A 26,988-nucleotide genomic window follows, 5' to 3' on the forward strand; every position below is an offset into this window, starting at 1 on the left:
GTTGTGAAAATGAAATAAATAAATTCTCACATACTATTCAATTACTATCTATTATGTAATGGAGAGAATAACCTCAATTCACACAGAACGAAAAGGTTTTTTGTGAGTATAATTTCCATATTCAGATCTACTCACTTCTATGTTTTATAAATGAAAAAGCTAGCCCTTTTTATTGAAGAGCTAGCTTGGATTTTTTAGAAAATTGGCTTACGTTCTTTGATAACACGAATTGTTTTTAATGTTGTATCTTCTGGTCCTTGAACTGGTAAACCTGCTTCAATATTCATTTGAATATAATGAATATTTTCTTGTGTAATTATTTCCCCGGGAATAAAAATAGGAATTCCAGGAGGATATACCATAATAAATTCTGCACAAATACAGTTATCTGCTTCTGCAAGAGGCACGACTTCTGTATCTGCATAAAAAGCATCACGTGGTGACATGGCAAGTGCTGGAATTTCTGGTACATTCACTACAGCCTCTGTTATAGCTGCTTCAGAATCAAATGCTTTTGACATACGAGTTAGTGCATTCACTAAAAGATTAATTTCCTTTTTTGTATCTCCTAAAGTCACTAAACATAAGATATTATAAAGGTCTGACAATTCTACTTCAATATTTGCATTATGACGCAACCATTCCTCAGCTCGATGACCAGAAATACCTAAATCTTTCACACTAATAAGAAGTTTTAATGGATCCATATCATAGGTCGCAGATGAGTGTAATTTTTCCTTACCTGCACATTTTAAATGCGGTATTTGATTGATACGTTTACGAGCATCCTTTGCTAAACGCAGTGCATCGTCGATTAAATCGTATCCATGAATGGCTAGCTGACGTCGAGCTGTGTCAAGTGAAGCAAGTAATGGATAGGATGTCGATGTAGTTGTTAACATAGAAAATACAGCTTGTACACGTTTTGCAGAAACAAGACCTTCACGTACATTTAAAATAGACGTTTGTGTCATGGAGCCACCAAGCTTGTGTACGCTTGTTGCTGCCATGTCAGCACCTGCTTCCATAGCTGAATATGGTAAGTCATCATGGAATTTTATGTGTACACCGTGTGCTTCATCTACTACTACCGGAATATTACGGTCATGAGCAATCTCAACAATACGTTTTAAATCAGCAGTAAAGCCAAAATATGTCGGATTAATCACAAGTACTGCCTTTGTATCTGGATAAGCATTCAACGCTTTTTCAACAGCTTCTGGAGATATGCCATGCGAAATCCCATATTCGCTGTCGACTTCAGGATGAATAAAAATTGGAATGGCACCAGCGAATACGATCGCTGACATAATAGATTTATGAACATTCCGTGGCACTAGAATTTTATCACCTGGACCGACGACGGTCAGAATCATCGTCATGATGGCGCCACTAGTACCTTGAACGGAAAAGAATGTATGATCAGCACCAAAGGCTTCAGCTGCTAGGTTTTGGGCTTCTTTTATAGCACCCTTTGGTGAATGTAAATCGTCTAGTGGAGCAATATTAATTAAATCAATTGATAAAACGTTGTCGCCGACGAATTCTCGGAAAGCAGGATCCATTCCTTGCCCTTTCTTATGGCCTGGAATATGGAACTGAATGGGATGTCTGTTCCGATGTTTTAGTAATACGTCGAACAATGGAGTCTCTAATTGTGACAACGCAGGTACCACCTCACTTTATAATATCTAAGAAAACAAATGAATTATAGCACCTAACGACACGAAAAAATAGGCTTTTCCTAAAAAATAAAAGGATTTTTTTCAGGATATCGAGAAAATAGTATTGAACGAAAGGGGAGGTACTATGAATTGGAATACACGGGTGACGGATCTTTTACAGGTTAAATACCCAATTATTCAAGGAGGATTGGCTTATTTAGCCTACGCTGATTTAGCAGCAGCTGTGTCGAATGCTGGTGGTCTAGGTCAAATAACGGCCATGAGTTTACGAGATCCCGATTTGTTACGAGCAGAGATCCATAAAGTACGAACATTGACTGATAAACCATTTGGTGTGAATTTTGCGATTGGTATGCATGGTACAGGCTATGAGGATATGGTGCGTGTTGCTGTCGAAGAAAAAGTTCCTGTTGTAACAATGACGGGAGGAAATCCAGCACCTATATTTGATTTGCTGGCAGGCACGGACATAAAAAAATTAGTCCTTGTAGCTGCTCGTAGACAAGCTCAAAAGGCTGAGCAGCTAGGAGCAGATGCTGTGATGGTTGTGGGTCAAGAGGGCGGCGGTCATTTGGGACGTGATGATGTAGGTACAATGGTACTTGTTCCTCAAGTAGCTGATAGTGTGAAAATTCCTGTCATTGCTTCTGGAGGAATTGGCGATGGTCGGGGCTGGATGGCGGCTCACGCGCTGGGAGCTGAAGGCATTGAAATGGGCACTCGTTTTATAGCAACACGAGAATGTGTCGATGCTTCAGAGGCTTATAAAGAGGCGCTACTTGCAAGCACGGAGGCCGATACAACCATTATTAAGCGTTCTATTGGTGCACCAGCTCGAGCTTTACGCAATGAATTTACGGCTAAGATTTTAGAAATTGAAGAAAAAACACCAACATATGAGGCGTTGAAAGAATATATAAGTGGTTCAGCCAACAAGCGTTTTATTTATGACGGTGATAAGAATCAGGGCTTTGGCTGGGCTGGGCAGGTAACAGGAATGATTCACGATATCCCAACCGTTGAAGACCTCATCAAGCGAATGGTTGCAGAAGCTGAAAGTATACGGTTAAAATGGGGGCAATAACGTAAAGGTGGTTTTGTCGAATGGAATATTCTTATCCGTTTTCAACTGATTGGTCCACAGAGGAGATTGTGGATGTTGTTCAATTCTTCGAGGGGATTGAGAAAGCTTATGAAAAGGGCATCAAGCGTGAAGTCATGCTGGCTAAATATCGACGCTTTAAAGAGATTGTGCCTTCCCAAGCACAGGAAAAGTCAATATTTCGTGAATTTGAAGAGGCAAGTGGCTATATTAGCTATCCTGTCGTAAAGCAAACAAAGGAAGCCGAAGATGGGATGATCATAAAAGTTGCCCCTAGAAACGGTCGATAAAAAAGTGGATGTGAGGTCAACTCACATCCACTTTTTATTTTTTTGTGTTAAAAAACGACATTTTGCATAAACTACATCAATAAAAAACTTTATAAGGTGAACTTAACCACATTTTTTAGTGGGGCTATTTTCCAACAATAACGTTGTAAAGAGGAAGTAAGCTGTTAAATGTGTCTTCTGTTAATTGTTGTAATTCACTTGCTGTTAGTTTTGTTGCTTGCTCTTTTTGAATGTGACGGCCAATTAAGAACTCACCCTTTTTGACATCTCGTAAGCGGATAAGTAGGTCTTCAAGCTTGTCTTCTTTTGCATCTCCGAGAGAAATGGCCTCTGGAGACATATGGTCTCCTGACACAATAAAATCATCTGGAAGCTGCTCAATTAAAGGTTTATGAGCTAGTAAACGCTCCGCCATAACATTTTTTTGTGGCGCTTCATAAATAATAGCTAAAACGATGAATAAATGTGTGTGCCATAGACCAATCTGAAAGTGAGGCAATGATTTATAACCTCTTTTATAGGGGGCGAAGGCAACCCAGCTATCTTTTGGCGGGTTAACAGTTCTTCGAGCATGTTTAGCAACATGTGGGAAGAATTCTTCACCTAATTGGCTGGAGAAATATGCAGAAAAATCTTCTCCTAGCTGATTAAATTTTGGACGTACATCCACATTTAAAGCATCCATTCTCTGTTCTAAACCGTCTATTGTAAAAACCTTAAAATCTTTGTTTGTCCACTTTATTTTTGGCAATTTTATTTTACTCCTTTCGTTTTATAAGGTTTATTTTACGCTGAATTTGGGAAAAAATCTTATAACAAGAACTTTATCAAATTAGAAAAGTTTTTGTAAAAAAATTAAAAAAAGGAAGTGTTTTTATGAAACCGATCGTAAAAATTATACGTAAAGTTGACATTGAAAAGCAATATGAGCATATTTTACAATTAGAATTAGATTATGAATTAGCTTCACTCTTTGCAGCAATGAATGAAAAAAATGACACTGAAATTGAAAAAAGTAAAAAACGTCTGGCAGAAATTCAGATGGAACTTGAAAGTTTTCACGCCTATGCGTAATCAAAATCTAATACCCATTTAAAAAATCACTTGCTGAATATTCCGACAGCAGGTGATTTTTATTGTGACAAAGGGTAAAATAGAAATTATATCATAAGGTAGTACTAGGTTTTATATAGCAAAAAAGTTATGAAGTAGTGGGAAAAGGTATCATGGACATACGGGAGCGAGAAATATAGAAGGCCTTTTCTTATATTCGAAGGGTGGGTTATTAGTGGATTTACAACAAATTGATGAATTTGCAAAAGATATCATTTTTGAAGCTGGGAGACGTATTCGAGAGGCTTTTTCGTATAATCTAGTTATTGAGACAAAATCAGGTGCAAATGACCTTGTTACCAATATTGATCGAGAGACTGAATTATTCTTTATTGAGCAAATTAAAGCTTTTGATCCAACCCACAAAATCTTAGGGGAAGAAGGAATGGGCGAGCAGGTTAAATCGCTTGATGGTGTAGTTTGGATTATTGATCCGATTGATGGCACGATGAATTTCGTCAAACAGCATCGTCATTTTATGATTTCGATAGGTATTTTTGTAAATGGCGTAGGAAAGTTAGGTTACATATTTGATGTCATGCGAGAGGATTTGTTTAATGCCATCGAAGGTCAAGGAGCATGGTATAATGATTCACCATTGCGTAAACTACAGTCTGTTACAATGGAGGAGTCTGTTATTGGGATTAATGCACATTGGGTAGCACCTAATCGACATATTCATCATGAAAAGGTGATAGATATGGTTCGTAAAGTTCGAGGTACACGGTCCTACGGCTCAGCAGCAATGGAAATTGCATTTGTGGTTAGTGGTAAATTAGATGCCTATGTCTCTATGCGTTTAGCACCATGGGATATTGCAGGGGGTACCATCATTGCTCAGGAAGTTGGAGCAGTTGCTACAAATTTACATGGTGAGGGCTTTGATTTCCTTCATCAGGATACGTTTATTATCGCCAATCCGGCTATTCATAAAGAATTATTAGAAAAATATATAGTGCCATATGAATAAAAAGGAGCCGTCTATTTACTAGACAGCTCCTTTTTATGTTGCTTAAAGTAATCCTTGCGCACGTAGTTTACGTTTCATTTTAAAGGCTGTCATGAAAATGACACAAGTAGCCACAATACCAGCTATTGCACCAAATACACTACTAGCTGCAACAGAGTAACCGATAGCACACATTGCTAATACAGCTGCTAATGCGTAGATGGCCATTACGATTTTTGCACGATTCATAGCCTAGCCTCCTATATAAAAAATTTGTCGATCAAATATATTTTTTAGAATGATGGAAATTCTAATAAGGACATTTCTATCCTTCTTGTGCTATAATATCACAGTTAAACATTCGAAAAAAGAATATGGAGTGGAATAATGACAAACTTACGTCAAGATCTTCGCAATATCGCAATTATCGCCCACGTTGACCATGGTAAAACTACCTTAGTCGACCAATTACTAAAACAATCAGGTACATTCCGTTCAAACGAACGTGTTGAAGAACGTGCAATGGACTCTAATGATATTGAACGCGAACGTGGTATTACGATTTTAGCTAAAAATACAGCAGTAAACTATGAGGGAACTCGTATCAACATCCTTGATACGCCTGGACACGCTGACTTCGGTGGTGAGGTAGAACGTATTTTAAAAATGGTAGACGGCGTTTTACTAGTTGTCGATGCGTATGAAGGTTGTATGCCTCAAACACGTTTCGTATTGAAAAAAGCATTGGAACAACGCCTAACACCAATCGTTGTTGTTAATAAAGTAGACAAAGATTCAGCTCGTCCACTAGAAGTAGTAGATGAAGTGCTAGAATTATTTATCGAGCTAGGTGCAGATGATGATCAATTAGACTTCCCTGTAGTTTATGCTTCAGGTGTAAATGGTACAGCTTCTTTGGATGCGGATCCGTCTAAACAAGAAGAAAATATGAAATGTCTATTCGAAAAAATTATCGAGGCTATTCCAGCACCAGTTGATAACTCAGAAGACCCATTACAATTCCAAGTAGCTCTACTTGACTATAATGACTTCGTTGGACGTATCGGAATTGGTCGTGTATTCCGTGGAACAATTTCTGTAGGTCAACAAGTTGCCCTTATGAAATTAGACGGTACAGTGAAAAACTTCCGTGTAACGAAAATCTTTGGTTTCTTCGGTTTAAAACGTGAAGAAGTAGAGACAGCAAAAGCTGGTGATTTAATCGCCGTTTCAGGTATGGAAGATATCAACGTTGGTGAAACAGTTTGTCCTGTTGAGCACCAAGAAGCGCTTACACCATTACGTATCGATGAGCCAACTTTACAAATGACGTTTTTAGTAAACAATTCTCCATTCGCAGGTCGTGAAGGGAAATGGGTTACTTCTCGTAAAGTAGAAGAGCGTTTACGTGCGCAATTACAAACGGACGTATCTTTACGTGTTGAAGATACGGATTCTCCAGATGCTTGGACAGTTTCAGGTCGTGGTGAGCTTCACCTATCAATTCTTATCGAAAATATGCGTCGTGAAGGTTTCGAATTACAAGTATCTAAACCGCAAGTAATCGTGCGTGAAATCGACGGTGTAAAATGTGAACCATTCGAACGCGTTCAAATCGATGTTCCAGAAGAAAATGTTGGTTCAATTATTGAATCGATTGGTACACGTAAAGGTGAAATGCTTGATATGGTGAACAACGGCAGTGGTCAAGTTCGTTTAACGTTCTTAGTACCAGCGCGTGGTTTGATCGGTTATACGACTGAATTCATGTCTATGACAAAAGGTTTCGGTATCATCAATCATACGTTTGATTGCTACCAACCATTACTACCAGGTAAAATTGGTGGACGTCACCAAGGTGTACTAGTTTCAATGGAAACTGGTAAATCAACAACTTATGGGATGATGCAAATTGAAGACCGTGGTACACTGTTCTTAGAGCCAGGTACAGATATTTACGAAGGTATGATCGTTGGAGAAAATACTCGTGACGCTGATATCACTGTAAACATCACAAAAATGAAACAAAAAACAAACATCCGTTCAGCAAATAAAGACCAAACGAATGTTATTAAAAAACCACGTATTTTATCTTTAGAAGAAGCGCTTGAATACCTAGGCGATGATGAGTACTTAGAAATCACACCGGAATCTATTCGTCTGCGTAAAAAAATTCTTGATAAAAATGAACGTGAGAAAGCAGCGAAAAAATTACGTAACGCAGAACAATAATTTTCCGCTGACATGAAAGGAAGAGGAGTCTTGGATATTAAGTCCGCTTTATTGGGTGAACTAAATGTTATTCAAGTTGCTGCACAGACAAGTTCCGATGAAACAACAAGAGTTTATGGAAGAATGGCGGGTATAACTAGATTTTTATACGAAAATTTACCAAGCTATGAAATTGCAGGCTATGTTGTATTTCTTCTTGTATTTGCACTTTCTGCCATTGTCTATAAGTTAGGCTTTGCCAAGAAATTAAAACTATCTCAAAACATTATTATTTATGCGTTCCTATTTTTAGGTTGTATCATGCTTACGTTTTTCGCCCTATTCTTGCCAATGATCGAAGGTTTGATCGTAGCGGCCTTAATTTTAATTGTTTATAAAACAAGATTATGGCGTGAAAAAAGAGAAGAGCGACAAGCTACCAATCAGTAACAATTACGTACTTTGTAATAAGAACTTTTTATCGTGTGATAAACAGTCTTAGCGATTTTTAAGCTAAGGCTGTTTTTTTGTATGTATATCTTCTCCTCAAAATTTGTACACCTGCTAAAAAAACACTACAAGCATCCATTTTTTCCGTTAGAGGGGAGAGTCTTCTACTTTTTTAGCACCAAAATATTACTGCTTCAAAATAAATTGATAGGCACCGAAATCTCCTTATGTGAATAAGTTAATGTCGATAGGCTTATTTTCATCATATCAAGGAGGAAAGGGAATGCGTTGGCTTACAAAAGGTTTATTATTAGGTGTCATTGCTTTGTTACTCCTTTCTTTGACGGCATGTAATAAAGCAGAGCTAGAAAAAGTCAAAGTAGGAGAAGTAACTCGTTCAATTTTCTATGCGCCTCAATATGTAGCGCTTGAGAAGGGATTCTTCGAGGAGGAGGGTCTTTCTGTTGAGCTACAAACGATTGCAGGTGGCGATAAAACGATGACGGCGTTACTGTCAGATGGAATTGATATAGCTTTAGTTGGGTCGGAGACGTCTATTTATGTCACATTACAAGGTGCTAATGATCCCATTCAAAATTTTGCACAGTTAACACAAACGGACGGTACCTTTTTAGTGGCAAGAGATAAGATGGATAATTTTTCGTGGGATCAATTGGAGGGCTCAACATTTTTGGGGCAACGTAAAGGTGGTATGCCACAAATGGCAGGTGAATTCGTGTTGAAAAAACATGGCATTGACCCTGTAAATGATTTAACGCTCATTCAAAATATTGATTTTGCTAACATTGCTACAGCTTTTGCATCAGGTACTGGTGACTATGTACAATTGTTTGAACCTACTGCAAGTGTCTTCGAGAAAGAAGGAAAAGGTTATATTGTAGCTTCGTTTGGAACAGAGTCTGGTAATCTCCCTTACACATCTTTTATGTCCAAAAGTAGTTATTTAAAGGATGAAGCTACAACTGTTCAAGCTTTTACAAATGCATTACAACGAGCACAGGATTTTGTACAAAATGAGAGTGCTGCTGAGGTAGCAAAGATTATTCAACCGTATTTTGAAAATGTAGATATAATGATAATTGAAACAGTCATTGAGCGGTATAAAGCACAAGGCTCTTATGCCACTGACCCAATCCTTGATGAAGGGGAGTGGGATAACTTGCAAACAATTATGGAGGAAGCAGGTGAACTTCCTCAACGAGTGGAGTATGAAAAACTTGTGAACACAACCTTTGCCAAAAAGGCTGCTGAGTAATATGGAATTTTTACAGCTGGAGAATATTCACCATAGTTATTTTTCAAGCACACAGGCAAAGGAAGTATTACGTGATATCAGTTTAGCCATTCATGAAGGAGAATTTGTTTCGTTTATTGGGCCGAGTGGCTGCGGTAAAACCACATTATTATCAATCATTGCAGGATTATTCCCTGCAACTGAAGGCAATGTCTATATAGATGGTGAAAAGCTATCAGCAAGTAATCAATCTAGTATTGGCTATATGCTTCAGCAGGACTATTTATTTCCTTGGAAGACCATTGAAGAAAACGTCACAATTGGCTTAAAAATAATGGAGCGTAGCCATAAAACACATAAAGTAACTGCCAATGCGTTGTTACAGGAAGTAGGATTACCTCATGTGGGAAACAATTATCCTCGAGAATTATCTGGAGGTATGAGACAACGTGTAGCACTTGCGCGTACCTTAGCTGTAAATCCTAAAATTTTACTATTAGATGAACCGTTTTCTGCGTTAGATTATCAATCGAAATTAAAGCTTGAGGATTTAGTGGTGGAAACTTTAAAAGCTTATAAAAAGACCGCTATTCTTGTGACACATGATATTGGCGAGGCAATCGCGATGAGTCAGCGTGTATTTCTATTTTCAGCAAACCCAGGGACAGTGCACAAGGTGTTTGAAATACCTAAAGCCCTTAGTGATCTATCACCTTTTGATGTAAGACAGCATCCAGCCTATTCAGATATTTTCCAAACTATTTGGAAGGAGCTGGAGAGCCTTGGATAACACATTATTTAAACAATATCAGCAATTGTTAAAAAAAGAAAAACGCTTCGTTCGATTATATCAGCTTATTATTCTCCTTATTTTCTTTGGGGGATGGGAGCTACTTTCAAGACTAGAATGGATTGATCGTTTAATTTTTAGCTCACCAACTCATGTATGGCATACATTTATTGAAAAAGTCAGTGATGGGTCTTTAACATTGCATGTTAGTGTTACATTAATGGAGACCGTGATTGGCTTTATAGCTGGGACTTTATTAGGAACATTGATAGCTGTTGTCTTGTGGTGGTCTCCACTCCTATCAAAAGTACTCGATCCATATTTAGTGATTTTAAACGCGATGCCAAAAGTTGCACTTGGTCCGATTTTGATTGTTGCGCTAGGTCCAGGTTATTTTTCCATCATAGCCATGGGTGCCTTAATTTCCATCATTATTACAACCATAGTAGTATATACAGCATTTAAAGGTGTCGATCCAAATTATAGTAAAGTGTTACAAACATTTGGGGCAACAAGATGGCAAATCTTTCGTGAGGTCATCTTGCCAGCCTCATTTCCTACGATCATTTCAACCTTGAAAGTGAATGTTGGCTTATCATGGGTAGGGGTTATTGTAGGAGAATTTTTAGTAGCTTCAAAAGGACTCGGTTATTTAATTATCTACGGCTTCCAAGTATTTAATTTTAACCTTGTCCTTATGTCACTTCTAATCATTGCCTTTTTTGCAACCATTATGTATCAAGTGGTGGAGCTGATTGAAAAGATAATCATAAAGAATAAGGCATAAGGTGAAGTGGCTCCTAAATTGAAAAAATGAAAGCGAGGTTTATCTCAGCATTGTGAGATTCCTCGCTTTTATCGTTATGGAAAATTGCTATTGCATGATATGTACAATATCTTCAAAAGATAAGTTCTCTGTTGCAATGTCATCCGTAATTTTTCCAGATTGTAATTTAATAATTCGATCACATGCTCCTGCAACAAGCTCATAATCGTGGGTAATAACAAGAATATGGCAGTTTCTTTCCTTAAGTTGCTGAATAATCTCGATTACACGCTGTAGATTAAAACCATCTAATCCTGATGTTGGCTCATCCAAGATGAAAATAGAGGCGTGTTGCATTAAGCCAATTGCCAACACAAGGCGTTGTTTTTCACCGCCTGAAAGTGTTGCAGGATGTTGGTCCTTTAAGTGCCATAGTTTTAATGATTTTAGCAAATCTTCGGCATATTCTAAAGTTTCCTCTCTTAATGGTTTATTTAATAATAGCTCGTTCCATACACTGTCAGTAAATAATTGATAAACTGTATCTTGCATAACTAGCCAAACATCCTCTAAACGCTTCTTTGCATTTTTTACATCACCGTGGATACGGATTTCTCCTTTTTTTTCTTTAATAAGTCCAGCTATAGTACGAGCAAGTGTTGTTTTACCTGCCCCGTTCTGACCAATTAGAGCACATACCTCACCACTTTGTAAATGTAATTGTAGGTAATCCAAAGCCTGAATCTTATTATAGCTAACGCATAAATTCATACTTGTTACGACAGGCTCTTTACCCCTAGAAGGTATAGTTTTTTTATATCCATTTGTAAGTGAGGGAGAACGTAAACCAAATTGCTGCAATTGTTGAGCAGATAATGCTAGTAATTGCTCTGGTCTATATTCCCGCTGAATTTGACCATCTTCCATATAAATAATACGATCCGCTAAAGACATCAGGTAGTACAGACGATGTTCAGCTACAATGATGGTTTTTCCACTTTTTTTTAGGCGGAGTAGTTCATTTTGTAGGATATTCGTTGCCTGTAAATCAAGATTAGCAGAGGGTTCATCCATTACATAAATTAGTGGCTCTATCGCTGTTGCTGCAGCTATGGCTACCTTTTGCTTTTGTCCACTTGAAAGTGAAGGCAATGATTGATGTTTTATCGTGTTTAAAGTCATCTGCTCACAGACATCTTCAACTCGTCTAGCAATAGTTTGTTGGTGTATCCCATGATTTTCAAGCTCAAATGCAATCTCATTATAAACATTAGCTGTAAAAAATTGTGCTTTAGGATCTTGAAAGACACTTCCCACCCATTGGCTTAAATGCCACATTGGTAGATCTAAAAGAGATGTATGGTTAATTGTAACCTGCCCATGTAATTGACCATCATAAAAATGTGGTATTAAGCCATTAATAATACGGCTTAATGTTGTTTTTCCTGACCCAGAAGGACCGGTTAAAACGATAAATTCACCTTCATTAATGGTTAAAGATATATTTTTAAGCAAGGGGTTTTCCGAATTATATTGAAAGTTAACATTTGTTAAGGCAATCACATGTAATTTCCTTTCGTAATTGTTCTTTTGTTTCGTTATTAAATAAATGGAATTAGTATCATGCATAATAGTAGCAGTATGGCAAGGTAATCATAGTAACCAAATTGTATAGCGTACACGCTGCTTTTTTTTGTTGGTGCATCAATTCCCCTTGTAGTAGCTGCAGCACTTAAATCATCTGCTAATTTAATTGTTCTCATGAGTAAAGGGACGATTGTATATTCAAATAATTGCTTTGGCTTTATCCAATTTTTTATCTGCCTATAGGAAATACCTCTGATTTTGGCATGTTCATTGATAATTTTTGATTCCATCCGTAATATAGGAAAAAAGCGTAAAGCAACAGTAAATGTTAGAAGTATGCTATTAGGTATAGCTAACTTTTGTAGACTGGCTAGTAATTTTCCAACAGGTATCGTGCTTAAAGATGAAGCAATGATAAGTGCTGGCAATAATTTGATTGAGATAAATAGTAAAAAGCTAAAGACATTAAAAATAGATTGCGGATTTAATTGGATTAAGTAATAAAATATGCCGATTAAGCCTCCCATGAAAAGCCAAGTAAAAAAATGTGTGTATAAGCCCTGTAATAATAAGGTTATTAATGCAAGTAAAATAAGTAATATCGTACTTTCTACAGTGATAAATAGAGCAATGATACTGCAAAGTAATAACATGAAAAATTGTATACGAGCATCGAACTTCATATGCAATCACCATTAGGACTGATAGCTAATATAGCCGGCCTTTACAAAATGCTTGCTTAAAATACCTTTTGAAATCATACAGCCTAACCAGGATAAGAAAAAGGAAGCGGCAAGCCCAGATGCCATCCAAAGTGGAGAATAAGCATATTCAAGAATACGATCAATGAAGGATTTTGTATATTTCATACTTTCGAAAAACTCAGTTCCTAGTACATAAATCATAACAAAGGCGCCAGAGCCAAATAAAATACCGTAAATTCCATAAGCAACAGCCTGTCTTTTAACTTGACGATATTGTGTACCATCGCCACTTAACAGAGTCAATTCACCAACAATACCTGCAACTATAAAGAATGGTAGCATCAGTGGTGCGCCCATCAACGTATAGATAAAGCCTGTAACCGTAGCCATAAGTAATAGAGTACCTTTTTTGCCTACTCGAATTGCCATCAATAAATACACAATACTTGAAAAGAATAAACAAATACCTGACATGTAAGGATAGATGTAAAGCATGATCGGACTTAAAATAATACTAATTACATTATTAATAATGTAAATTAAAATAGTATACAAACCAATTGTAATCAAATCTTTTGCCTGCCATTTGGACGTCTTCATACCTAATAACCTCGCTTCTAAATTGTTTTTCTAAATGATAATATTTCTCAATTAAGCAAGCTACCCCATTACATAAGAAAATTGCTCCAAAAGAAAAAATATATATTCATTTTTAAAGTTGGCAGTATGCAGATTCCTTTTATATAATTGAGAGTGATTATCATTTAGGAGGTACGAGATGTGTGAAAATATTCTATCTAAATGTTACGCTCATTCAACTAACGTCAAGCATATACGTCATACTTGGCTAGGTACACAATATGTCATACAACAGCCCAGTGGTAGTGGATTGTTACAGCGTTGTATGGTAGAGCCAGGAATTGAAATATCTATTTTTCGAGATTGTACGTATAAAGTAGAAGCAGGTAAAGTTCCTTATCATCAATGTCACTTAATTGAAATTACTTCTTTGGTAAAGGGGCTAGGGAAAGTGCGCTGTAGTAATAGTGATGAATGGATGGTTTTTAGCCCACATGATTTACTATTTTTTAATTTTTCAAAACCACTGCCATATTATGATTTTATTTGTGAGAATTTAACAGGTATTTCAGTTTGTATGGATGTAGAAGTGATGCGTAAATCTCTATGTAGTGATAATGGAAATATATTAGAGGAATGGAGAAATTTTGTTCAGACCATTTTTTCAGAAAATGGTCATATTTATAAACAAGAAAGTACACCCATTCATCAAATGTTAACGAAACAATTATTAGGGAATTTTGAAGAGAATATGTTAAATCAATTATTAATAAAGACCAAAACATTGGAATTTTTAACACATAGTATTAATCAAAATTCTAGTAGTGTATGTACAAATACATTGGCTTGCTGTCACGATTCAAGAATTCATCAAATAAAGGAACAAATTGACAAGGACTATTGTAAATCTCTTCAAGTAAAAGCTTTAGCTCAGACATATCATATAGCTTTAGCTGATTTACAAGTGGGCTTTAAAAATATCGTTGGTTGCACAGTATACCGTTATATTCAAAAAAGAAGAATGGCAAAGGCTGCAGAACTATTACAAGACACAACTATACCTATATTGGCTATTGCATTAGAGGTTGGTTATGATAATCCGAGCAAGTTTACGACCATTTTTAAACGTACTTATTTAGAGACACCATTACAGTATCGAAAAAAATTTAAAAAATAACACATGTCTTTGAACAAAACGAAAGCTGTCCATTTTAACTTGTTGTTAAATGGGCAGCTTTTTGGATTGTTTTTTTATTTTTTAGAGTGGTAATCGAAAACCATTATCAATTAGACTATGCATAATACTTTTACATTGGAGGCGCATAACTGTATGCAGAAGAAATCTAATCTCACTTTTCTTTGGCGAGAGGCTAAAGAGGAGCATGGGAAATTATATTTAGCAGCACTATTTAGTGTCCTGAGTACATTACTAACATATGCACCTTTTTTAGTGGGCTATTTTATTTTAAATGAGTTATTACAGCCTGAACCTAATTATGAGCACATTAAAGTATGGTCAATATGGACTGCAGTGATTGTTGTTGTGCGCTTTGTTCTTTTAGGAGTATCAGGAACGTTTTCACATATTGCGGCTTTTAGCGTGCTGTATCAGTTACGGATTAAAACAATCAATCATCTAGCAACATTGCCTTTAGGCTATTTTTCTAAGAAAAATTCAGGCGAATTAAAGAAATCTATCAATGAGGATATTGAAAAAATAGAAAACTCATTGGCCCATCAATTGCCGGATTTTGCAGCCGCCATAATGGCACCGCTTGTTATTTTTATTTATTTAATGACGATTGACTGGAAGCTGAGCTTAATCCTTTTAATACCATTAGGGTTAAGTTTTTTACTACAAATAATAATGTTTAAAAACTTTGATAGTCGTATGCAAAATTATCATACTCAATTAGAAAATATGAATGCCTCTTTTGTTGAATATATTCGAGGAATGGCTGTTTTTAAAGCGTTTAATATAGCTGGCTCCTCCTTTAAAAAGTTGCGAACAGCGATTGAAGAATACCAATTGATGTGGGCATCTATCAATCGTGAGCAATCTCCTTACTATGCTTTGTTTGTTGTTTTAACAGAATCTGCTTTAGTGTTTATTATTCCTGTTGGAGGCATACGAGTTTTACATGGGACGCTTGAACCTAGTGCCTTTTTGTTAATTGTTGTAATGAGTATGACTTTTTTATCTTCGCTCAAGCAATTGCTTGATTTTGGAGGCACATTAGCGATGACATTGGAGGGGGTATCTCGTATTCAGGATATTTGGCTTGTACCTTCTCAGCCACAGGGAGCAATCGATATACAGTCGAAAGAAGTACGTTCATTATCCTTTCAAAATGTATCATTTAAGTATGATACAAAGTATGTACTAAAAGATATTTCACTCCAGCTTAAAAAGGGACAAAAAATTGCCTTTGTTGGTCCATCAGGTGCAGGTAAAACGACTGCAGCTGAACTGGCAGCTAGATTTTTTGACGCAGAAGAGGGCGAGATTTGTATTAATGGTCAGCCAATACAAACGATTGCTCAACACAACTTAATGAATTTAATATCCTTTGTTTTTCAAGATACCTTTTTATCTGAGGATACAATTTATGAGAATATCATTATGGGTCAAAACTATTCTATAGAGCAAGTAGAGCACGTATGCCGTAATGCAGAAATTCATGATTTTATCGTTTCTTTACCAAACGGCTATCAGACGAAGCTTGGTGAGGCAGGTATAAAAGTTAGTGGAGGACAAAAACAGAGAATTGCGATTGCTAGAGCCCTATTGAAGGACGCTCCTATTGTTATTTTAGATGAAGCAACCTCACATTCAGATATAGAGAACGAAAGGAAAATACAAAGAGCCCTTGATCATTTATTAAAAGATAAAATGACCATTATTATAGCCCATCGTTTACATACGATTAAAGAAGCAGATATTATTTATGTGTTTGATGAGGGAGAGATTATTGAGTATGGTGCACATGCCCAATTAATGAACAAGCAAGGTAGATATTATCAGATGTGGCAAAGCTATACTAAGTATGAGAAGGGGGTATCACTCAATGTTTAGCAACTTACAGCTCATCTTTAAAGGACAATTGAAGCGCATGTATCTACCTATTGGATTATCTATTTTAGATACATTTGGCACCGCTACTATGTATGGAGCACTGTATTATGTCATTGTAAATATTGTTCAAGGAAGTTTTACCTCTGATGTCTTGAAACTTGCATTCATGATGCTGATAGGCAGCTTTGTCATCCGTGTTGTATTCATTGGTTTTTCTCAATATTTGTATCAGTTAAGAGGTTCCATACTTATTCGTGATGCACGTATCAACGTATCCAACCATTTAAAATCCTTACCTCTAGGTTATTTCTCAAAACAAAGCATTGGCAAACTGATTAATATTTGTACAGGAAATATGAGTGATATCGAACGGGTTATTACGCACTTAATAGGCGATATTTTAAAAATTACAATGATCACTACTTATATTTTAAGTGTATCATTTTTCATTAATCCTCAACTTGCTATGGCACAGCTGATTATGGTGCTGTTATCGATTCCGCTGCTCCTCTTAGCTGGTCACTTAGGGCGTAAAAATGGGGAACATAAAAAAGATATTGTGGCTGAAGTGTTGTCGCGAGTAATGGAATATATTGATGGTATTAAAGTATTTCGAGCTCATAATCAAACAGGCGAGGCTTTTAAACGTTTGCATGATGCTTTAAAAAAGTATCGTGATGTTAGTATTAAAGTCGAATTGCAGCTTGTACCCGTTAATTTTTTATTTTTTATAATTATTGACTGTATCGTACCACTTGTTTTCCTAGTAGGCTCCTACAGTCTATTAGGAGGGACAATTGACGCCCAAGCGATGGTTCTTTTCATCATTATTTCGTTAGGTATATCCGCAATGTTTAAACCGTTTAGTCAGTTTTACACTGAAATAAAAATGTTGTCCGTAGCTGTTAATTATGTTGCATCTGTATATAAAAAAGAGATGCCTACTTACGAATTGGAAAATCCCACATTTACAGATTTTGATATAGTTTTTGAAAATGTAAAGTTTTCCTATGAAGAAGGGCAAGCGGTTTTAAAGGATATTAGTTTTACGATACCTACAAAATCTACTGTCGCTTTAATTGGTACTTCTGGTTCTGGTAAAAGCACTATATTAAATGTACTAGCTCGCTTTTGGGATATTGATGCAGGGAAAATTATGATTGGTGGAGAAACGATTTCTCGCATAGCACCTGATTATTTGCTACAAAATATGAGTATTATGTTCCAACATCCATTTTTATTGAACGATTCCATTTACAATAATGTTTTAATTGGTAATTCACAGGCTACACGTAGGGAAGTGGAAATAGCCTGTCAACGAGCTAATTGCCATGATTTCATTATGGCAATGGAACAAGGTTATGAAACAATCGTTGGTGAAGGAGGCTCAACTTTATCTGGAGGTGAAAAACAAAGAATCTCTCTAGCAAGAGCGTTTTTAAAAGATGCACCTATTATTTTGTTGGATGAGGCAACGGCATCACTTGACCCCGATAATGAAATGGAGATAAAGGAGGTCATTGATGAATTAATGCAAGGAAAGACAGTAGTCGTTATTGCACACAAATTAAACACGATTCAAAATGCAGATAAAATTTTCTTGTTAAAGGATGGACAGATTACTGAGCAAGGAACACATGATGAGTTAATTAAATTAGAAGGAGGCTATGCTCAGCTTTATCATGAGCAGCTAGAGGCGAAAGGATGGAAAATTTCTTGATTTATCGTTAAGAATAGTTCATCCTCCTGGTAACAATCATGGTAAAACAGTATGGGATATCAGCGAAAATAAGTTAGCCTGACCTCTTAACTACAAATTAATACTGTTCCTAGTATATATCCTAATCAAGCAAAAAATCATTCCGAGAATACTCATATCTCGGAATGATTTCATGTTGTTGAAAAAAGATGATGTCAACGGCAGAAAAAGCAACTTGGCAAGGTGAGGGGTTGATTTCCTTTCCGCCAGCGACCTTTCCAGGGGGCGTCCGATGAGCCGCTTCACTCACTTACGTTCGCTCCAGGGTCTCCTCTGTGACGCTAAATCCCCAAGGAGTGACGCTGGCTCCACTCCAATCAACCATGCTGCAAAGTGTCTTTTCCTGAACAAAATCGCCCATTATCTGTATTCTTAGAGGGGATAAGCTCTTATTGGGGAAGTGATGCGTGACAACACCTCTTCATAAAACCTACACTTTATTTGAAAACCTTTGCTAAAAAGGTAACACTTTTGTTGATTGGAGTGGAAGGCTACTTGACTCCCGTGGGATAGCGAGACACTAAACGGAGCGGTAGCAGAGGAAGCGGCTCGGCGCTCGCTCACAGGAAAGCAAGTAGCCAGCAACGGAAATCCATTTCTACCTTTCAATTGACTGTTTTGTTTTTCAACACTAAAAAATCATTCCGAGAATACTCATATCTCGGAATGATTTTGTTATTAGCATGATTTATTTAAAATTCTTTATCCATTTGTGGTGAAGTACGATAAAAACGGAAATTGCCTGTTTCCATTCGTGCGACCGTATTTTCAGAAATGCGATCATGACAAACATCGCACATATAGGTATGAATTGGTCGATTACGCAATTTTTTTGCTAAAGGTAAATTATCATCTAAATTATGAATCGTATCGCAAATAACGCATTTAACGCGCATTGCATTCCCTCCTATTCAGCACGAATGGCTGATACGTTTTTAATAGGATTGTCAATATTTGAACCGTCTCTTAGTAATACATGGATTGGCCCATCTTCTAAAAGGGGCTTGCCATCTTGGCTATATTTTAAAATAAGTGTATAAGCTTCTTCAATTGTGAATGGATATTCTTGACCATCTTTGCAAGTTAAGACGATTTTTGTCGCTTCTTGTTTAATTTCAGCATTCTTCAAGAAATGACTTAATTCGATACCAAAAGTACCTGTTTCCATTCCTTTACGGTCAAATTTCCGCTCAGATTTTAATGTAGGTGGGAATGTTGCCCCTTCCATAATTTCACGTGACCAGTGAGCTCCTACTTCACGCATATACTTGATGTCGGCATCTTCCTCAATATCTTGAGTAATGAAGTAAGTGTTTAAATCTAATTTACGATCATCGAAAATCCACACAGTAGGATCTAATGTTAGTTGGTATGTGACTGCACCTGTGATAGGAATTATTGTTTCCATAATAGAAATCCTCCTCAAATCTTGTATATCCATGACATAGTATAACGCTAATACCTAGAGATAATAAAGAAATATAATTCCAATTCTCTATTTTCCAACGAAGACACTTGCATTTTTATCGACTAAAAGATAAACTTTATTAAGATAGAATCGAAGAAATATCAGATAATGGGGGCGTCCTCATGGATACGAAATCACAAACTTCTTTTCAAGAGAAGGCTTTGGAGCTATTAGTTGCTGATGCAGATAAGATTGCTCGCCTTATTCGAGTACAAATGGATCATTTAACAATGCCACAATGCCCTTTATATGAGGAAGTATTAGATACACAAATGTTCGGCCTGTCACGTGAAATTGACTTTGCTGTGAAGCTTGGATTGATTGAACGTGATAAGGGCAAAGAAATTCTCGATTCACTCGAGAAGGAACTTTCTGTACTACACGACGCGTATACAGACAAATAAAAAGAAAAACTCAAACGCTTCTTTGCGCTTTGAGTTTTTTTACTAGAACGAGGTTTTCCAATGAGACAATACTTAAAACGTTATGCACAAAATTTTGATTACCCCTTATTTTTTACGGTCCTATTATTAAGTTTATTTGGGTTAATAATGATTTACAGTTCAAGTATGATGGTTGCTATTGCACAGAAAAAACAAGCACCTGATTTTTTTTATCAAAAGCAAGTGACCAATTTAATGGTGGCTTTTCTCGGTTTTATAGTGGCGGCCTTTTTTCCATACAAACATTATGCGAATAAGAACATTATGTTATTGCTAACGGTCGTATTGGCGGTGTTATTCACATGGTTAAAATTGTTTGGTCATGGGGCAGATGAAGTAGGCTCTCAAAGTTGGATTGCTATTCCAGGATTAGGTAATTTTCAGCCTTCAGAGTATGCGAAACTATTTATAATTTTATATTTTGCAGCTGCTTTTTATCGAAAAGCGCAAAAGTATACATTTGAAAAGCTACAACCTACTGAAATTTTTTACCCAATTTTTCTATGGATTTTAGTGGTTGCTGGGGTAGCCTTTGAAACAGACTTAGGAGCAGTAATTATTCTATGCGGAATTGCCGTTTCAGTTGTAGCTTCAAGTGGTATTCCGTTTAAAACATTTTGGAAATTTTTTGGTGTGTTAGGTGCATTTGGTACAGCTATTCTTGGTATTCTTTGGTTATTTAAGGGAGAGCTACTAACAGGAAATCGAAAAGGACGGATATTGTCTTACTTAAATCCGTTTGAGTATGAGGATGGTAGTGGTCACCAAGTGGTGAATAGTTATTATGCCATTGGCGGTGGTGGCTTAGAAGGACGTGGCCTTGGTCAATCCATTCAAAAATTAGGATACTTACCTGAACCACAAACAGATTTTATTATGGCAATTATTATGGAAGAGCTAGGGATTTGGGGCGTTTTAATTGTCTTATGTGGTCTAGGATTTATTGTATATAAAGGTTTTTCTATTGCATTACGAACAAAAGATCCATTGGCACGCATGATTGCGGCCGGCATTGCGAGCTGGATAGGCTGGCAATCGTTTATTAATCTTGGGGGTGTAACCGGGTTAATCCCGTTAACCGGTGTAACGTTACCTTTTATAAGCTATGGCGGTACATCTATAATCATTCTATCTTTAGCGATGGGGATATTAATCAATGTTTCTATGTTTGAAAAGGTAGAGAGGAAAAAAACACAATCATAAAGGGGGATACCTATGGAATCAATCAACAAAATTCTCGTAGCCAATCGAGGAGAAATTGCAATTCGTATTTTCCGTGCTTGTACGGAGCTGAATATCCAAACTGTTGCCATCTATTCAAGAGAGGATAGTGGTGCTTTTCATCGCTTTAAAGCAGATGAAGCTTATTTAGTGGGAGCGGGCAAGAAACCAATTGATGCTTATTTAGATATTGAAGGTATTATTGCCATCGCAAAAGATGCAGATGTTGATGCGATTCATCCAGGGTATGGTTTTTTATCTGAAAACGTGGAATTTGCACGTCGCTGTGAGGAAGAGGGCATTGTCTTTATCGGGCCAACTTCTCAGCATTTAGATATGTTTGGAGATAAAGTCAAAGCACGTTCACAAGCCATTGCGGCTGAGATTCCTGTTATACCAGGTACAGACGGCCCTGTAGCCAATCTAGCAGAGGTAGAGACGTTTGCTAGCAATTATGGCTATCCAGTTATGATTAAGGCGGCACTTGGCGGTGGTGGTCGTGGGATGCGTCTTGTCCATACGCCAGAAGATCTTGCTTCTTCTTATGAAAGAGCAAAATCAGAAGCAAAGGCTGCTTTTGGTTCTGATGAAGTGTATGTAGAGAAGGCCATCATAAAACCAAAACATATAGAAGTACAAATTATTGGTGATCAACACGGCAATATTGTGCATTTATATGAGCGTGATTGCTCGATCCAGCGTCGTCACCAAAAAGTGGTGGAAATTGCGCCATCTCATTCGATTTCGGAGGAGTTAAGAAATCGTATTTGTGATGCTGCTGTGAAATTAATGAAGAATGTCTCGTACATAAATGCAGGGACAGTGGAATTTTTAGTCGCAGGAGACGATTTTTATTTCATCGAGGTAAATCCTCGCATTCAAGTAGAACATACGATTACAGAAATGATTACAGGTGTAGATATCGTCCATGCCCAAATTAAGGTAGCGGCAGGCTATGGACTACACAGTGAAGAAATTCATATGCCAAAGCAAGAAGATATGCCAATGATTGGCTATGCCATTCAAGCTCGTGTGACAACAGAAGACCCTGCAAATGACTTTATGCCAGATACAGGAAAATTAATGGTTTACCGTTCTAGTGGCGGTTTTGGAGTACGTTTAGATGCCGGGAATGGATTCCAAGGTGCTGTCGTAACACCTTATTATGATTCTCTATTAGTGAAAATTTCGACATCGGGCATGAACTTTAAAGAAGCTGCTGCGAAAATGGATCGTAATTTGAAAGAATTCCGTATTCGTGGTGTCAAAACGAATATCCCATTTTTAAACAATGTCGTTACACATGAGAAATTTATATCAGGTGCCTTTGATACAAGCTTTATTGATACAACGCCAGAGCTTTTCGAGTTCCCTGTTCGTCAAGACCGTGGGACAAAGCTATTAAGCTATATCGGAAACGTGACATTAAATGGCTTCCCGGGAGTAGAAAAGAAGTCAAAGCCCATTTTTGTGCAGCCGAACCAACCTAAAATCGATCCTTTAATTGTACCACCAGCAGGTACGAAGCAGATTTTAGATACACAAGGGGCAGATGGCTTGGTGCAGTGGATTTTAGCACAAGACGATGTACTACTAACAGATACAACATTCCGTGATGCGCATCAATCATTACTCGCTACACGTGTTCGTTCGCAAGATATGTACCAAATTGCCGATGCGACAGCACGTATGATGCATCAATTATTCTCGCTGGAAATGTGGGGCGGGGCAACATTTGACGTAGCCTATCGTTTCCTGAAAGAGGACCCGTGGGAGCGCCTAGCGAAACTGCGTGAACAAGTGCCAAATGTGTTATTCCAGATGTTACTACGTGGAGCTAATGCTGTTGGTTATACAAACTATCCTGACAATCTAATTCGTGAATTTATCGCGGAATCAGCTTCATCAGGTATTGATGTATTCCGTATTTTCGATAGCTTAAACTGGATTAAAGGTATGGAAGTAGCGATTGATGCGGTGCGTCAATCAGGAAAAATTGCCGAAGCAGCAATCTGTTATACAGGTGACATTTTGGATGATAGTCGTGCGAAATATTCTGTGCAATATTATAAGGATATGGCGAAGGAGCTAGAGGTAGCAGGTGCTCATATTCTAGCTATTAAAGATATGGCTGGTTTACTGAAGCCAGAAGCGGCCTATCGTTTAATTTCCGAGTTAAAAGAGACGACAAGTCTGCCAATTCACTTGCATACGCATGACACAAGTGGTAATGGAATTTACTTATATGCCAAAGCCATTGAAGCTGGTGTAGATATTATCGATACAGCACTTGGGTCTATGGCGGGCTTAACATCTCAGCCAAGTGCAAACTCGTTGTACTATGCGATGAAGGGCAGTAAACGTGAGGTACGTGCGGATATCGATTCTATGGAAAAATTATCGTACTACTGGGAAGATGTTCGTAAATACTATAAAGATTTCGAAAGTGGCATGATCAGCCCACATTCAGAAATTTATGTGCATGAGATGCCTGGTGGACAATATAGTAACTTACAGCAGCAAGCAAAAGCAGTAGGTCTTGGTGATCGTTGGGAAGAAGTGAAGCGTATGTATTCCCGTGTAAATCTACTGTTTGGTGATATTGTCAAAGTGACACCATCTTCCAAGGTGGTAGGTGATATGGCTTTATTCATGGTACAAAATGATCTAGACGAAAATACGGTCTTAACAAGAGGGCAAACGATTGACTTCCCAGATTCAGTCATTGAATTTTTCCAAGGCTATCTTGGGCAGCCATATGGCGGGTTCCCAGAGGCATTACAACAAGTAGTGCTAAAAGATCGCGAAGCAATTAGCGTTCGTCCGGGAGAATTATTAGAGCCTATTCAGTTTGATCAATTAGAGGCGGTGCTAGAGACGAAATTAAATCGTCCTGTAACGAAAAAGGATGTACTGGCTTATGCTCTCTATCCAAAAGTCTTTGAGGAGTATGCAAAAACGGCAGAATCCTTTGGCAATATTTCGGTTCTCGACACACCAACATTCTTATATGGCTTAAAGCTTGGAGAAATTATTGAAGTCGAAATCGAAAAAGGGAAAACATTGATTATTAAACTCGTATCAATCGGGGAACCGCAACACAATGGAACACGTGTCCTGTACTTTGAGCTCAATGGACAATCGCGTGAATTGGTGATTCAAGACATGACTGTTGAGGTAGATGGCAATCTAGCATTAAAAGCCGATCCAAGCAATCCAAATCAAATCGGTGCTACAATGCCAGGTACTGTGTTGAAAGTCGTTGTTTCTAAAGGTAGTCCAGTTAAACGTGGCGATCACCTATTAATTACAGAAGCGATGAAAATGGAAACAACTGTTCAAGCACCAAAAGACGGCATTGTAAAAGAGGTATATGCAAGTGCAGGAGATGCGATTTCAACAGGGGATTTACTGATTGAAATTGAATAAATAGTCGTGAAAAGAGGTTATTAGATACTTTTATTAGTATCTACATAACCTTTTTTTATTGTGTTTAAGTGATAAATTATATAAGATTTGATTAGTTAATCAAAAAAATGTTCAATCAATCAATTGGAGGTTCTATGGATCGTAATAAAAATACCTTTATTCAGGAAGCAAGAAAGCAGCAAATTATTGAAGCTACGATAACGACCCTTGATGAAATTGGTTATGTGAAGGCGAGTTTAGCACAAATCGCTAAACGTGCTTCTATTAGCACAGCATTAATTTCTTATCATTTTGTAGATCGACAAGATTTAATCAATCAAAGTCTGCAAGCGCTAATTGATCAATCAACAACTTTTATTTTGACAAAAACATATACTGCCAATAATCCTGTTACACGATTAGCAAACTTCATAGAGGCAAGTATTGCTTATCAAGCGACACACCCGAAGGAAAATACAGCATTATTAGAAATTGTTTTCAATGCTCGGACGACAGAAGATATCCCTTACTATAAACTGCCAGATGAAGAAGAAGATCCGTTATTGATGGCATTATGTAATATTTTAGAAGAGGGTAAAAAACAGGGGACATTTAGTGTCAGCTCTATCAATGTAATGGCAAAAGTTATTCAAGGAGCTATTGGTGAATACATGCTAATAGGGGGACCGCTTGCTATTGCAGCAGAGGATTATAGTTACGAAGTAACAAATATTATATGGACAGCAATGAAAGTAGAGGGGCCAAAAAATGCTTAAAGCACTATTTAACTGGATGTTAGTCATTGGTTTAATTCTATTAGGGGGCCGTCTTGTAACGTTAATTTGTCGATATTTCGACATTCCCTTTACAACATTTTTTAAAGATTATGCACTAGTATCCATGATTATTTTAATTGTAGGAATTATTGGGACAGAGGCTATGAAGAAACAAAAATAATCGTAGAAAAAAGATTCGACACATCATTGGTGGCGAATCTTTTTTAATGGGCTATTTCTTTTTTTCATTATAATTACTTCGAGCAACTAGCATAATCATGTAACATAATAAACCGAATAAAAGGGAAATAAATAATGAATGCAGTAAAGCGACCGTTAAATTCAGTTTAGTTAGGACTACTAACATACCAGCAATCACTTGTAAAACTACTATAGTAAAGGCAATTACCCATCCATAGTAAATAACACGTTGGTTTTTATACTCTTTCACAGCGTGCCAAGTTATGTATGCAATCCAAATGAAAATAATAAGAACAGCTAATCGATGTCCCATTTGCACCCATTCATACATGTTATTCGGCGGTGCGAAAGGTGTTTCATTATAGCAAAATGGCCAATCAGGGCAAATTAAGCTCGAATCTGTATGACGAACTAACGCCCCTGTATAAACGACTAAATAAGAATAAATTGTGACAGCAATTGTATGCCATCGTAACTTTTTACCAATAAATACGTTATCAGCATCAAATTTCCGATCGACTTCAAATACAATCATAGAAAGAAGAAGAACCGCAGCAAAGGAAATAAGAGATATCCCAAAATGAAGTGCTAAGATGAAATCACCTTGCCCCCATAATACTTGAGCTGCTCCAATAAGAGCTTGCGCGATTAAGAAAAACATTGCTAAGAAACCTAATAGCTTTACTTCACGAATATGTCCGAGTTTACGCCATGTCCAAATGGTTAACACAAGAATTGAAATAGATACGACTCCAGTTACAAGACGATGTGAGAATTCAATAAGGACTTCTGGTGTAATCTCCTTTGGAATAAGAGATCCATTACAATCAGGCCAGTTTCGACCACAGCCTAGGCCACTATCTGTTTTTGTAACGAGAGCCCCACCTAATAATATAAGGAGCATCCCTACTGTAGCGGCAACAGCAAACCACTTCAAATACCTGTTGTGTTGCATAAAATGAGTCACCTACTTTATCTATCAACATTACAAGAACGTAATGTTTCTGCTACTAGATAATATCGAAAATACGTATAAAAAACAACTTGTAAAGAGAAGGGACTACTAGATGTCGATTCCATTTCACAAATTGTTCATAATTTCGTGCTTTAACCTTCACAATTCATTTTAGAAAATGTTTTACTATAGATATGTTG

26 protein-coding genes are annotated in these 26,988 nt (G+C 37.1%); 17 read left to right on the top strand and 9 right to left on the bottom strand.

Annotation, left to right across the window (positions count from 1 at the left end; translation table 11 throughout):
- Positions 1-194: 194 nt before the first annotated feature.
- A complete protein-coding gene (locus tag MHB40_RS04510; protein WP_205441695.1) occupies positions 195-1,664 on the bottom strand; it encodes an aminotransferase class I/II-fold pyridoxal phosphate-dependent enzyme in 1,470 nt (489 codons plus the stop codon).
- 145 nt (positions 1,665-1,809) lie between these two features.
- On the opposite strand from MHB40_RS04510, the gene MHB40_RS04515 reads away from it, so the two are divergent.
- Both MHB40_RS04515 and MHB40_RS04520 read left to right on the top strand, forming a co-directional pair.
- A complete protein-coding gene (locus tag MHB40_RS04515; protein WP_342534041.1) occupies positions 1,810-2,769 on the top strand; it encodes a nitronate monooxygenase family protein in 960 nt (319 codons plus the stop codon).
- Positions 2,770-2,789: 20 nt separating this feature from the next.
- Positions 2,790-3,077, top strand: a complete 288-nt coding sequence (locus MHB40_RS04520; RefSeq protein ID WP_205441699.1) for a UPF0223 family protein — start codon at positions 2,790-2,792, stop codon at positions 3,075-3,077.
- Between the two features lie 124 nt (positions 3,078-3,201).
- Here MHB40_RS04520 and MHB40_RS04525 read toward each other — a convergent pair whose 3' ends face one another.
- Entirely contained in the window at positions 3,202-3,828 is a 627-nt protein-coding gene (locus tag MHB40_RS04525; protein ID WP_342534042.1) for a DUF1054 domain-containing protein, read from the bottom strand.
- 125 nt (positions 3,829-3,953) lie between these two features.
- On the opposite strand from MHB40_RS04525, the gene MHB40_RS04530 reads away from it, so the two are divergent.
- Positions 3,954-4,151, top strand: a complete 198-nt coding sequence (locus MHB40_RS04530) for a hypothetical protein (RefSeq protein ID WP_205441703.1) — start codon at positions 3,954-3,956, stop codon at positions 4,149-4,151.
- A gap of 214 nt (positions 4,152-4,365) precedes the next feature.
- Positions 4,366-5,160: an inositol monophosphatase family protein gene (locus MHB40_RS04535; RefSeq protein ID WP_205441705.1), complete on the top strand. Its 795-nt coding sequence runs from the start codon at positions 4,366-4,368 to the stop codon at positions 5,158-5,160.
- A gap of 42 nt (positions 5,161-5,202) precedes the next feature.
- Here MHB40_RS04535 and MHB40_RS04540 read toward each other — a convergent pair whose 3' ends face one another.
- Positions 5,203-5,388: a DUF5325 family protein gene (locus tag MHB40_RS04540; protein ID WP_205441707.1), complete on the bottom strand. Its 186-nt coding sequence runs from the start codon at positions 5,386-5,388 to the stop codon at positions 5,203-5,205.
- A 138-nt stretch (positions 5,389-5,526) separates the two neighbouring features.
- Between MHB40_RS04540 and typA the strand changes: the two genes are divergently transcribed.
- The 5 genes from typA (at position 5,527) to MHB40_RS04565 (ending at position 10,632) form a co-directional block, all read left to right on the top strand.
- Positions 5,527-7,371: a translational GTPase TypA gene (gene typA, locus MHB40_RS04545; protein WP_205441715.1), complete on the top strand. Its 1,845-nt coding sequence runs from the start codon at positions 5,527-5,529 to the stop codon at positions 7,369-7,371.
- Positions 7,372-7,401: 30 nt separating this feature from the next.
- Positions 7,402-7,800, top strand: coding sequence for a YlaH-like family protein (locus tag MHB40_RS04550; RefSeq protein WP_342534043.1), 399 nt, complete (start codon positions 7,402-7,404; stop codon positions 7,798-7,800).
- A gap of 283 nt (positions 7,801-8,083) precedes the next feature.
- The gene (locus MHB40_RS04555) at positions 8,084-9,076 is read left to right on the top strand and encodes an ABC transporter substrate-binding protein (protein WP_342534044.1); all 993 of its coding nucleotides are present in this window, start codon (positions 8,084-8,086) and stop codon (positions 9,074-9,076) included.
- Position 9,077: 1 nt separating this feature from the next.
- Entirely contained in the window at positions 9,078-9,845 is a 768-nt protein-coding gene (locus MHB40_RS04560; RefSeq protein ID WP_205441719.1) for an ABC transporter ATP-binding protein, read from the top strand.
- Positions 9,838-10,632 carry an ABC transporter permease gene (locus MHB40_RS04565; RefSeq protein WP_342442621.1) on the top strand — a complete coding sequence of 265 codons (795 nt, stop codon included), beginning with the start codon at positions 9,838-9,840 and terminating at the stop codon, positions 10,630-10,632. The genes MHB40_RS04560 and MHB40_RS04565 overlap by 8 nt, the downstream gene beginning before the upstream one ends.
- An 87-nt stretch (positions 10,633-10,719) precedes the next feature.
- On the opposite strand, the gene MHB40_RS04570 is transcribed toward MHB40_RS04565, so the two are convergent.
- From MHB40_RS04570 to MHB40_RS04580, 3 genes are read right to left on the bottom strand one after another with little or no spacing between them, the layout of a single operon-like run.
- A complete protein-coding gene (locus tag MHB40_RS04570; RefSeq protein WP_342534045.1) occupies positions 10,720-12,240 on the bottom strand; it encodes an energy-coupling factor ABC transporter ATP-binding protein in 1,521 nt (506 codons plus the stop codon).
- Complete coding sequence (locus MHB40_RS04575) at positions 12,213-12,881, bottom strand: energy-coupling factor transporter transmembrane component T (RefSeq protein ID WP_342534046.1); 669 nt, start codon at positions 12,879-12,881, stop codon at positions 12,213-12,215. The genes MHB40_RS04570 and MHB40_RS04575 overlap by 28 nt, the downstream gene beginning before the upstream one ends.
- Positions 12,882-12,893: 12 nt before the next feature.
- Positions 12,894-13,502, bottom strand: a complete 609-nt coding sequence (locus tag MHB40_RS04580; protein ID WP_342534047.1) for an MptD family putative ECF transporter S component — start codon at positions 13,500-13,502, stop codon at positions 12,894-12,896.
- Between the two features lie 178 nt (positions 13,503-13,680).
- Here MHB40_RS04580 and MHB40_RS04585 point away from each other — a divergent pair, with 178 nt between their 5' ends.
- From MHB40_RS04585 to MHB40_RS04595, 3 genes are all read left to right on the top strand, one after another.
- Positions 13,681-14,658, top strand: a complete 978-nt coding sequence (locus MHB40_RS04585) for an AraC family transcriptional regulator (RefSeq protein WP_342534048.1) — start codon at positions 13,681-13,683, stop codon at positions 14,656-14,658.
- Between the two features lie 153 nt (positions 14,659-14,811).
- Positions 14,812-16,557: an ABC transporter ATP-binding protein gene (locus MHB40_RS04590; protein ID WP_342534049.1), complete on the top strand. Its 1,746-nt coding sequence runs from the start codon at positions 14,812-14,814 to the stop codon at positions 16,555-16,557.
- Positions 16,550-18,277, top strand: a complete 1,728-nt coding sequence (locus MHB40_RS04595; RefSeq protein WP_342534050.1) for an ABC transporter ATP-binding protein — start codon at positions 16,550-16,552, stop codon at positions 18,275-18,277. The genes MHB40_RS04590 and MHB40_RS04595 overlap by 8 nt, the downstream gene beginning before the upstream one ends.
- Positions 18,278-19,008: 731 nt before the next feature.
- Here the strand turns inward: MHB40_RS04595 and MHB40_RS04600 are convergent.
- Positions 19,009-19,212, bottom strand: a complete 204-nt coding sequence (locus MHB40_RS04600) for a YlaI family protein (RefSeq protein ID WP_342534051.1) — start codon at positions 19,210-19,212, stop codon at positions 19,009-19,011.
- An 11-nt stretch (positions 19,213-19,223) separates the two neighbouring features.
- Positions 19,224-19,724, bottom strand: a complete 501-nt coding sequence (locus MHB40_RS04605) for a peptidyl-prolyl cis-trans isomerase (RefSeq protein ID WP_205441738.1) — start codon at positions 19,722-19,724, stop codon at positions 19,224-19,226.
- A gap of 182 nt (positions 19,725-19,906) precedes the next feature.
- Between MHB40_RS04605 and MHB40_RS04610 the strand changes: the two genes are divergently transcribed.
- From MHB40_RS04610 to MHB40_RS04630, 5 genes are all read left to right on the top strand, one after another.
- Positions 19,907-20,188: a YlaN family protein gene (locus MHB40_RS04610; protein ID WP_036125355.1), complete on the top strand. Its 282-nt coding sequence runs from the start codon at positions 19,907-19,909 to the stop codon at positions 20,186-20,188.
- Positions 20,189-20,248: 60 nt separating this feature from the next.
- Positions 20,249-21,430 (top strand): FtsW/RodA/SpoVE family cell cycle protein, encoded by a 1,182-nt coding sequence (locus MHB40_RS04615; protein ID WP_205441740.1) that lies wholly within the window; start codon positions 20,249-20,251, stop codon positions 21,428-21,430.
- A 12-nt stretch (positions 21,431-21,442) separates the two neighbouring features.
- Positions 21,443-24,877, top strand: coding sequence for a pyruvate carboxylase (gene pyc / locus MHB40_RS04620; RefSeq protein ID WP_342534052.1), 3,435 nt, complete (start codon positions 21,443-21,445; stop codon positions 24,875-24,877).
- A 134-nt stretch (positions 24,878-25,011) separates the two neighbouring features.
- Positions 25,012-25,632, top strand: a complete 621-nt coding sequence (locus MHB40_RS04625) for a TetR/AcrR family transcriptional regulator (protein WP_342534053.1) — start codon at positions 25,012-25,014, stop codon at positions 25,630-25,632.
- Positions 25,625-25,813: a hypothetical protein gene (locus MHB40_RS04630; protein WP_342442630.1), complete on the top strand. Its 189-nt coding sequence runs from the start codon at positions 25,625-25,627 to the stop codon at positions 25,811-25,813. Before MHB40_RS04625 ends, MHB40_RS04630 begins: the two co-directional genes overlap by 8 nt.
- Positions 25,814-25,864: 51 nt before the next feature.
- Here MHB40_RS04630 and MHB40_RS04635 read toward each other — a convergent pair whose 3' ends face one another.
- Positions 25,865-26,788 (bottom strand): heme A synthase, encoded by a 924-nt coding sequence (locus MHB40_RS04635; RefSeq protein ID WP_205441748.1) that lies wholly within the window; start codon positions 26,786-26,788, stop codon positions 25,865-25,867.
- Positions 26,789-26,988: the final 200 nt, after the last annotated feature.

This window comes from Lysinibacillus sp. FSL K6-0057, from assembly GCF_038630885.1.
In the GTDB taxonomy this organism is placed as follows: Bacteria; Bacillota; Bacilli; order Bacillales_A; family Planococcaceae; genus Lysinibacillus; species Lysinibacillus fusiformis_F.

Coding starts and splice junctions, on each gene's coding strand:
- MHB40_RS04515 (WP_342534041.1), top strand. CDS start 1,810: ATGAATTGGAATACACGGGTGACGGATCTTTTACAGGTTAAATACCCA.
- MHB40_RS04590 (WP_342534049.1), top strand. CDS start 14,812: ATGCAGAAGAAATCTAATCTCACTTTTCTTTGGCGAGAGGCTAAAGAG.
- MHB40_RS04575 (WP_342534046.1), bottom strand. CDS start 12,881: ATGAAGTTCGATGCTCGTATACAATTTTTCATGTTATTACTTTGCAGT.
- MHB40_RS04595 (WP_342534050.1), top strand. CDS start 16,550: ATGTTTAGCAACTTACAGCTCATCTTTAAAGGACAATTGAAGCGCATG.
- MHB40_RS04580 (WP_342534047.1), bottom strand. CDS start 13,502: ATGAAGACGTCCAAATGGCAGGCAAAAGATTTGATTACAATTGGTTTG.
- MHB40_RS04625 (WP_342534053.1), top strand. CDS start 25,012: ATGGATCGTAATAAAAATACCTTTATTCAGGAAGCAAGAAAGCAGCAA.
- MHB40_RS04585 (WP_342534048.1), top strand. CDS start 13,681: ATGTGTGAAAATATTCTATCTAAATGTTACGCTCATTCAACTAACGTC.
- MHB40_RS04605 (WP_205441738.1), bottom strand. CDS start 19,724: ATGGAAACAATAATTCCTATCACAGGTGCAGTCACATACCAACTAACA.
- MHB40_RS04610 (WP_036125355.1), top strand. CDS start 19,907: ATGGATACGAAATCACAAACTTCTTTTCAAGAGAAGGCTTTGGAGCTA.
- MHB40_RS04615 (WP_205441740.1), top strand. CDS start 20,249: ATGAGACAATACTTAAAACGTTATGCACAAAATTTTGATTACCCCTTA.
- MHB40_RS04635 (WP_205441748.1), bottom strand. CDS start 26,788: ATGCAACACAACAGGTATTTGAAGTGGTTTGCTGTTGCCGCTACAGTA.
- MHB40_RS04520 (WP_205441699.1), top strand. CDS start 2,790: ATGGAATATTCTTATCCGTTTTCAACTGATTGGTCCACAGAGGAGATT.
- MHB40_RS04600 (WP_342534051.1), bottom strand. CDS start 19,212: ATGCGCGTTAAATGCGTTATTTGCGATACGATTCATAATTTAGATGAT.
- MHB40_RS04540 (WP_205441707.1), bottom strand. CDS start 5,388: ATGAATCGTGCAAAAATCGTAATGGCCATCTACGCATTAGCAGCTGTA.
- MHB40_RS04630 (WP_342442630.1), top strand. CDS start 25,625: ATGCTTAAAGCACTATTTAACTGGATGTTAGTCATTGGTTTAATTCTA.
- MHB40_RS04570 (WP_342534045.1), bottom strand. CDS start 12,240: ATGCATGATACTAATTCCATTTATTTAATAACGAAACAAAAGAACAAT.
- MHB40_RS04560 (WP_205441719.1), top strand. CDS start 9,078: ATGGAATTTTTACAGCTGGAGAATATTCACCATAGTTATTTTTCAAGC.
- typA (WP_205441715.1), top strand. CDS start 5,527: ATGACAAACTTACGTCAAGATCTTCGCAATATCGCAATTATCGCCCAC.
- MHB40_RS04555 (WP_342534044.1), top strand. CDS start 8,084: ATGCGTTGGCTTACAAAAGGTTTATTATTAGGTGTCATTGCTTTGTTA.
- pyc (WP_342534052.1), top strand. CDS start 21,443: ATGGAATCAATCAACAAAATTCTCGTAGCCAATCGAGGAGAAATTGCA.
- MHB40_RS04530 (WP_205441703.1), top strand. CDS start 3,954: ATGAAACCGATCGTAAAAATTATACGTAAAGTTGACATTGAAAAGCAA.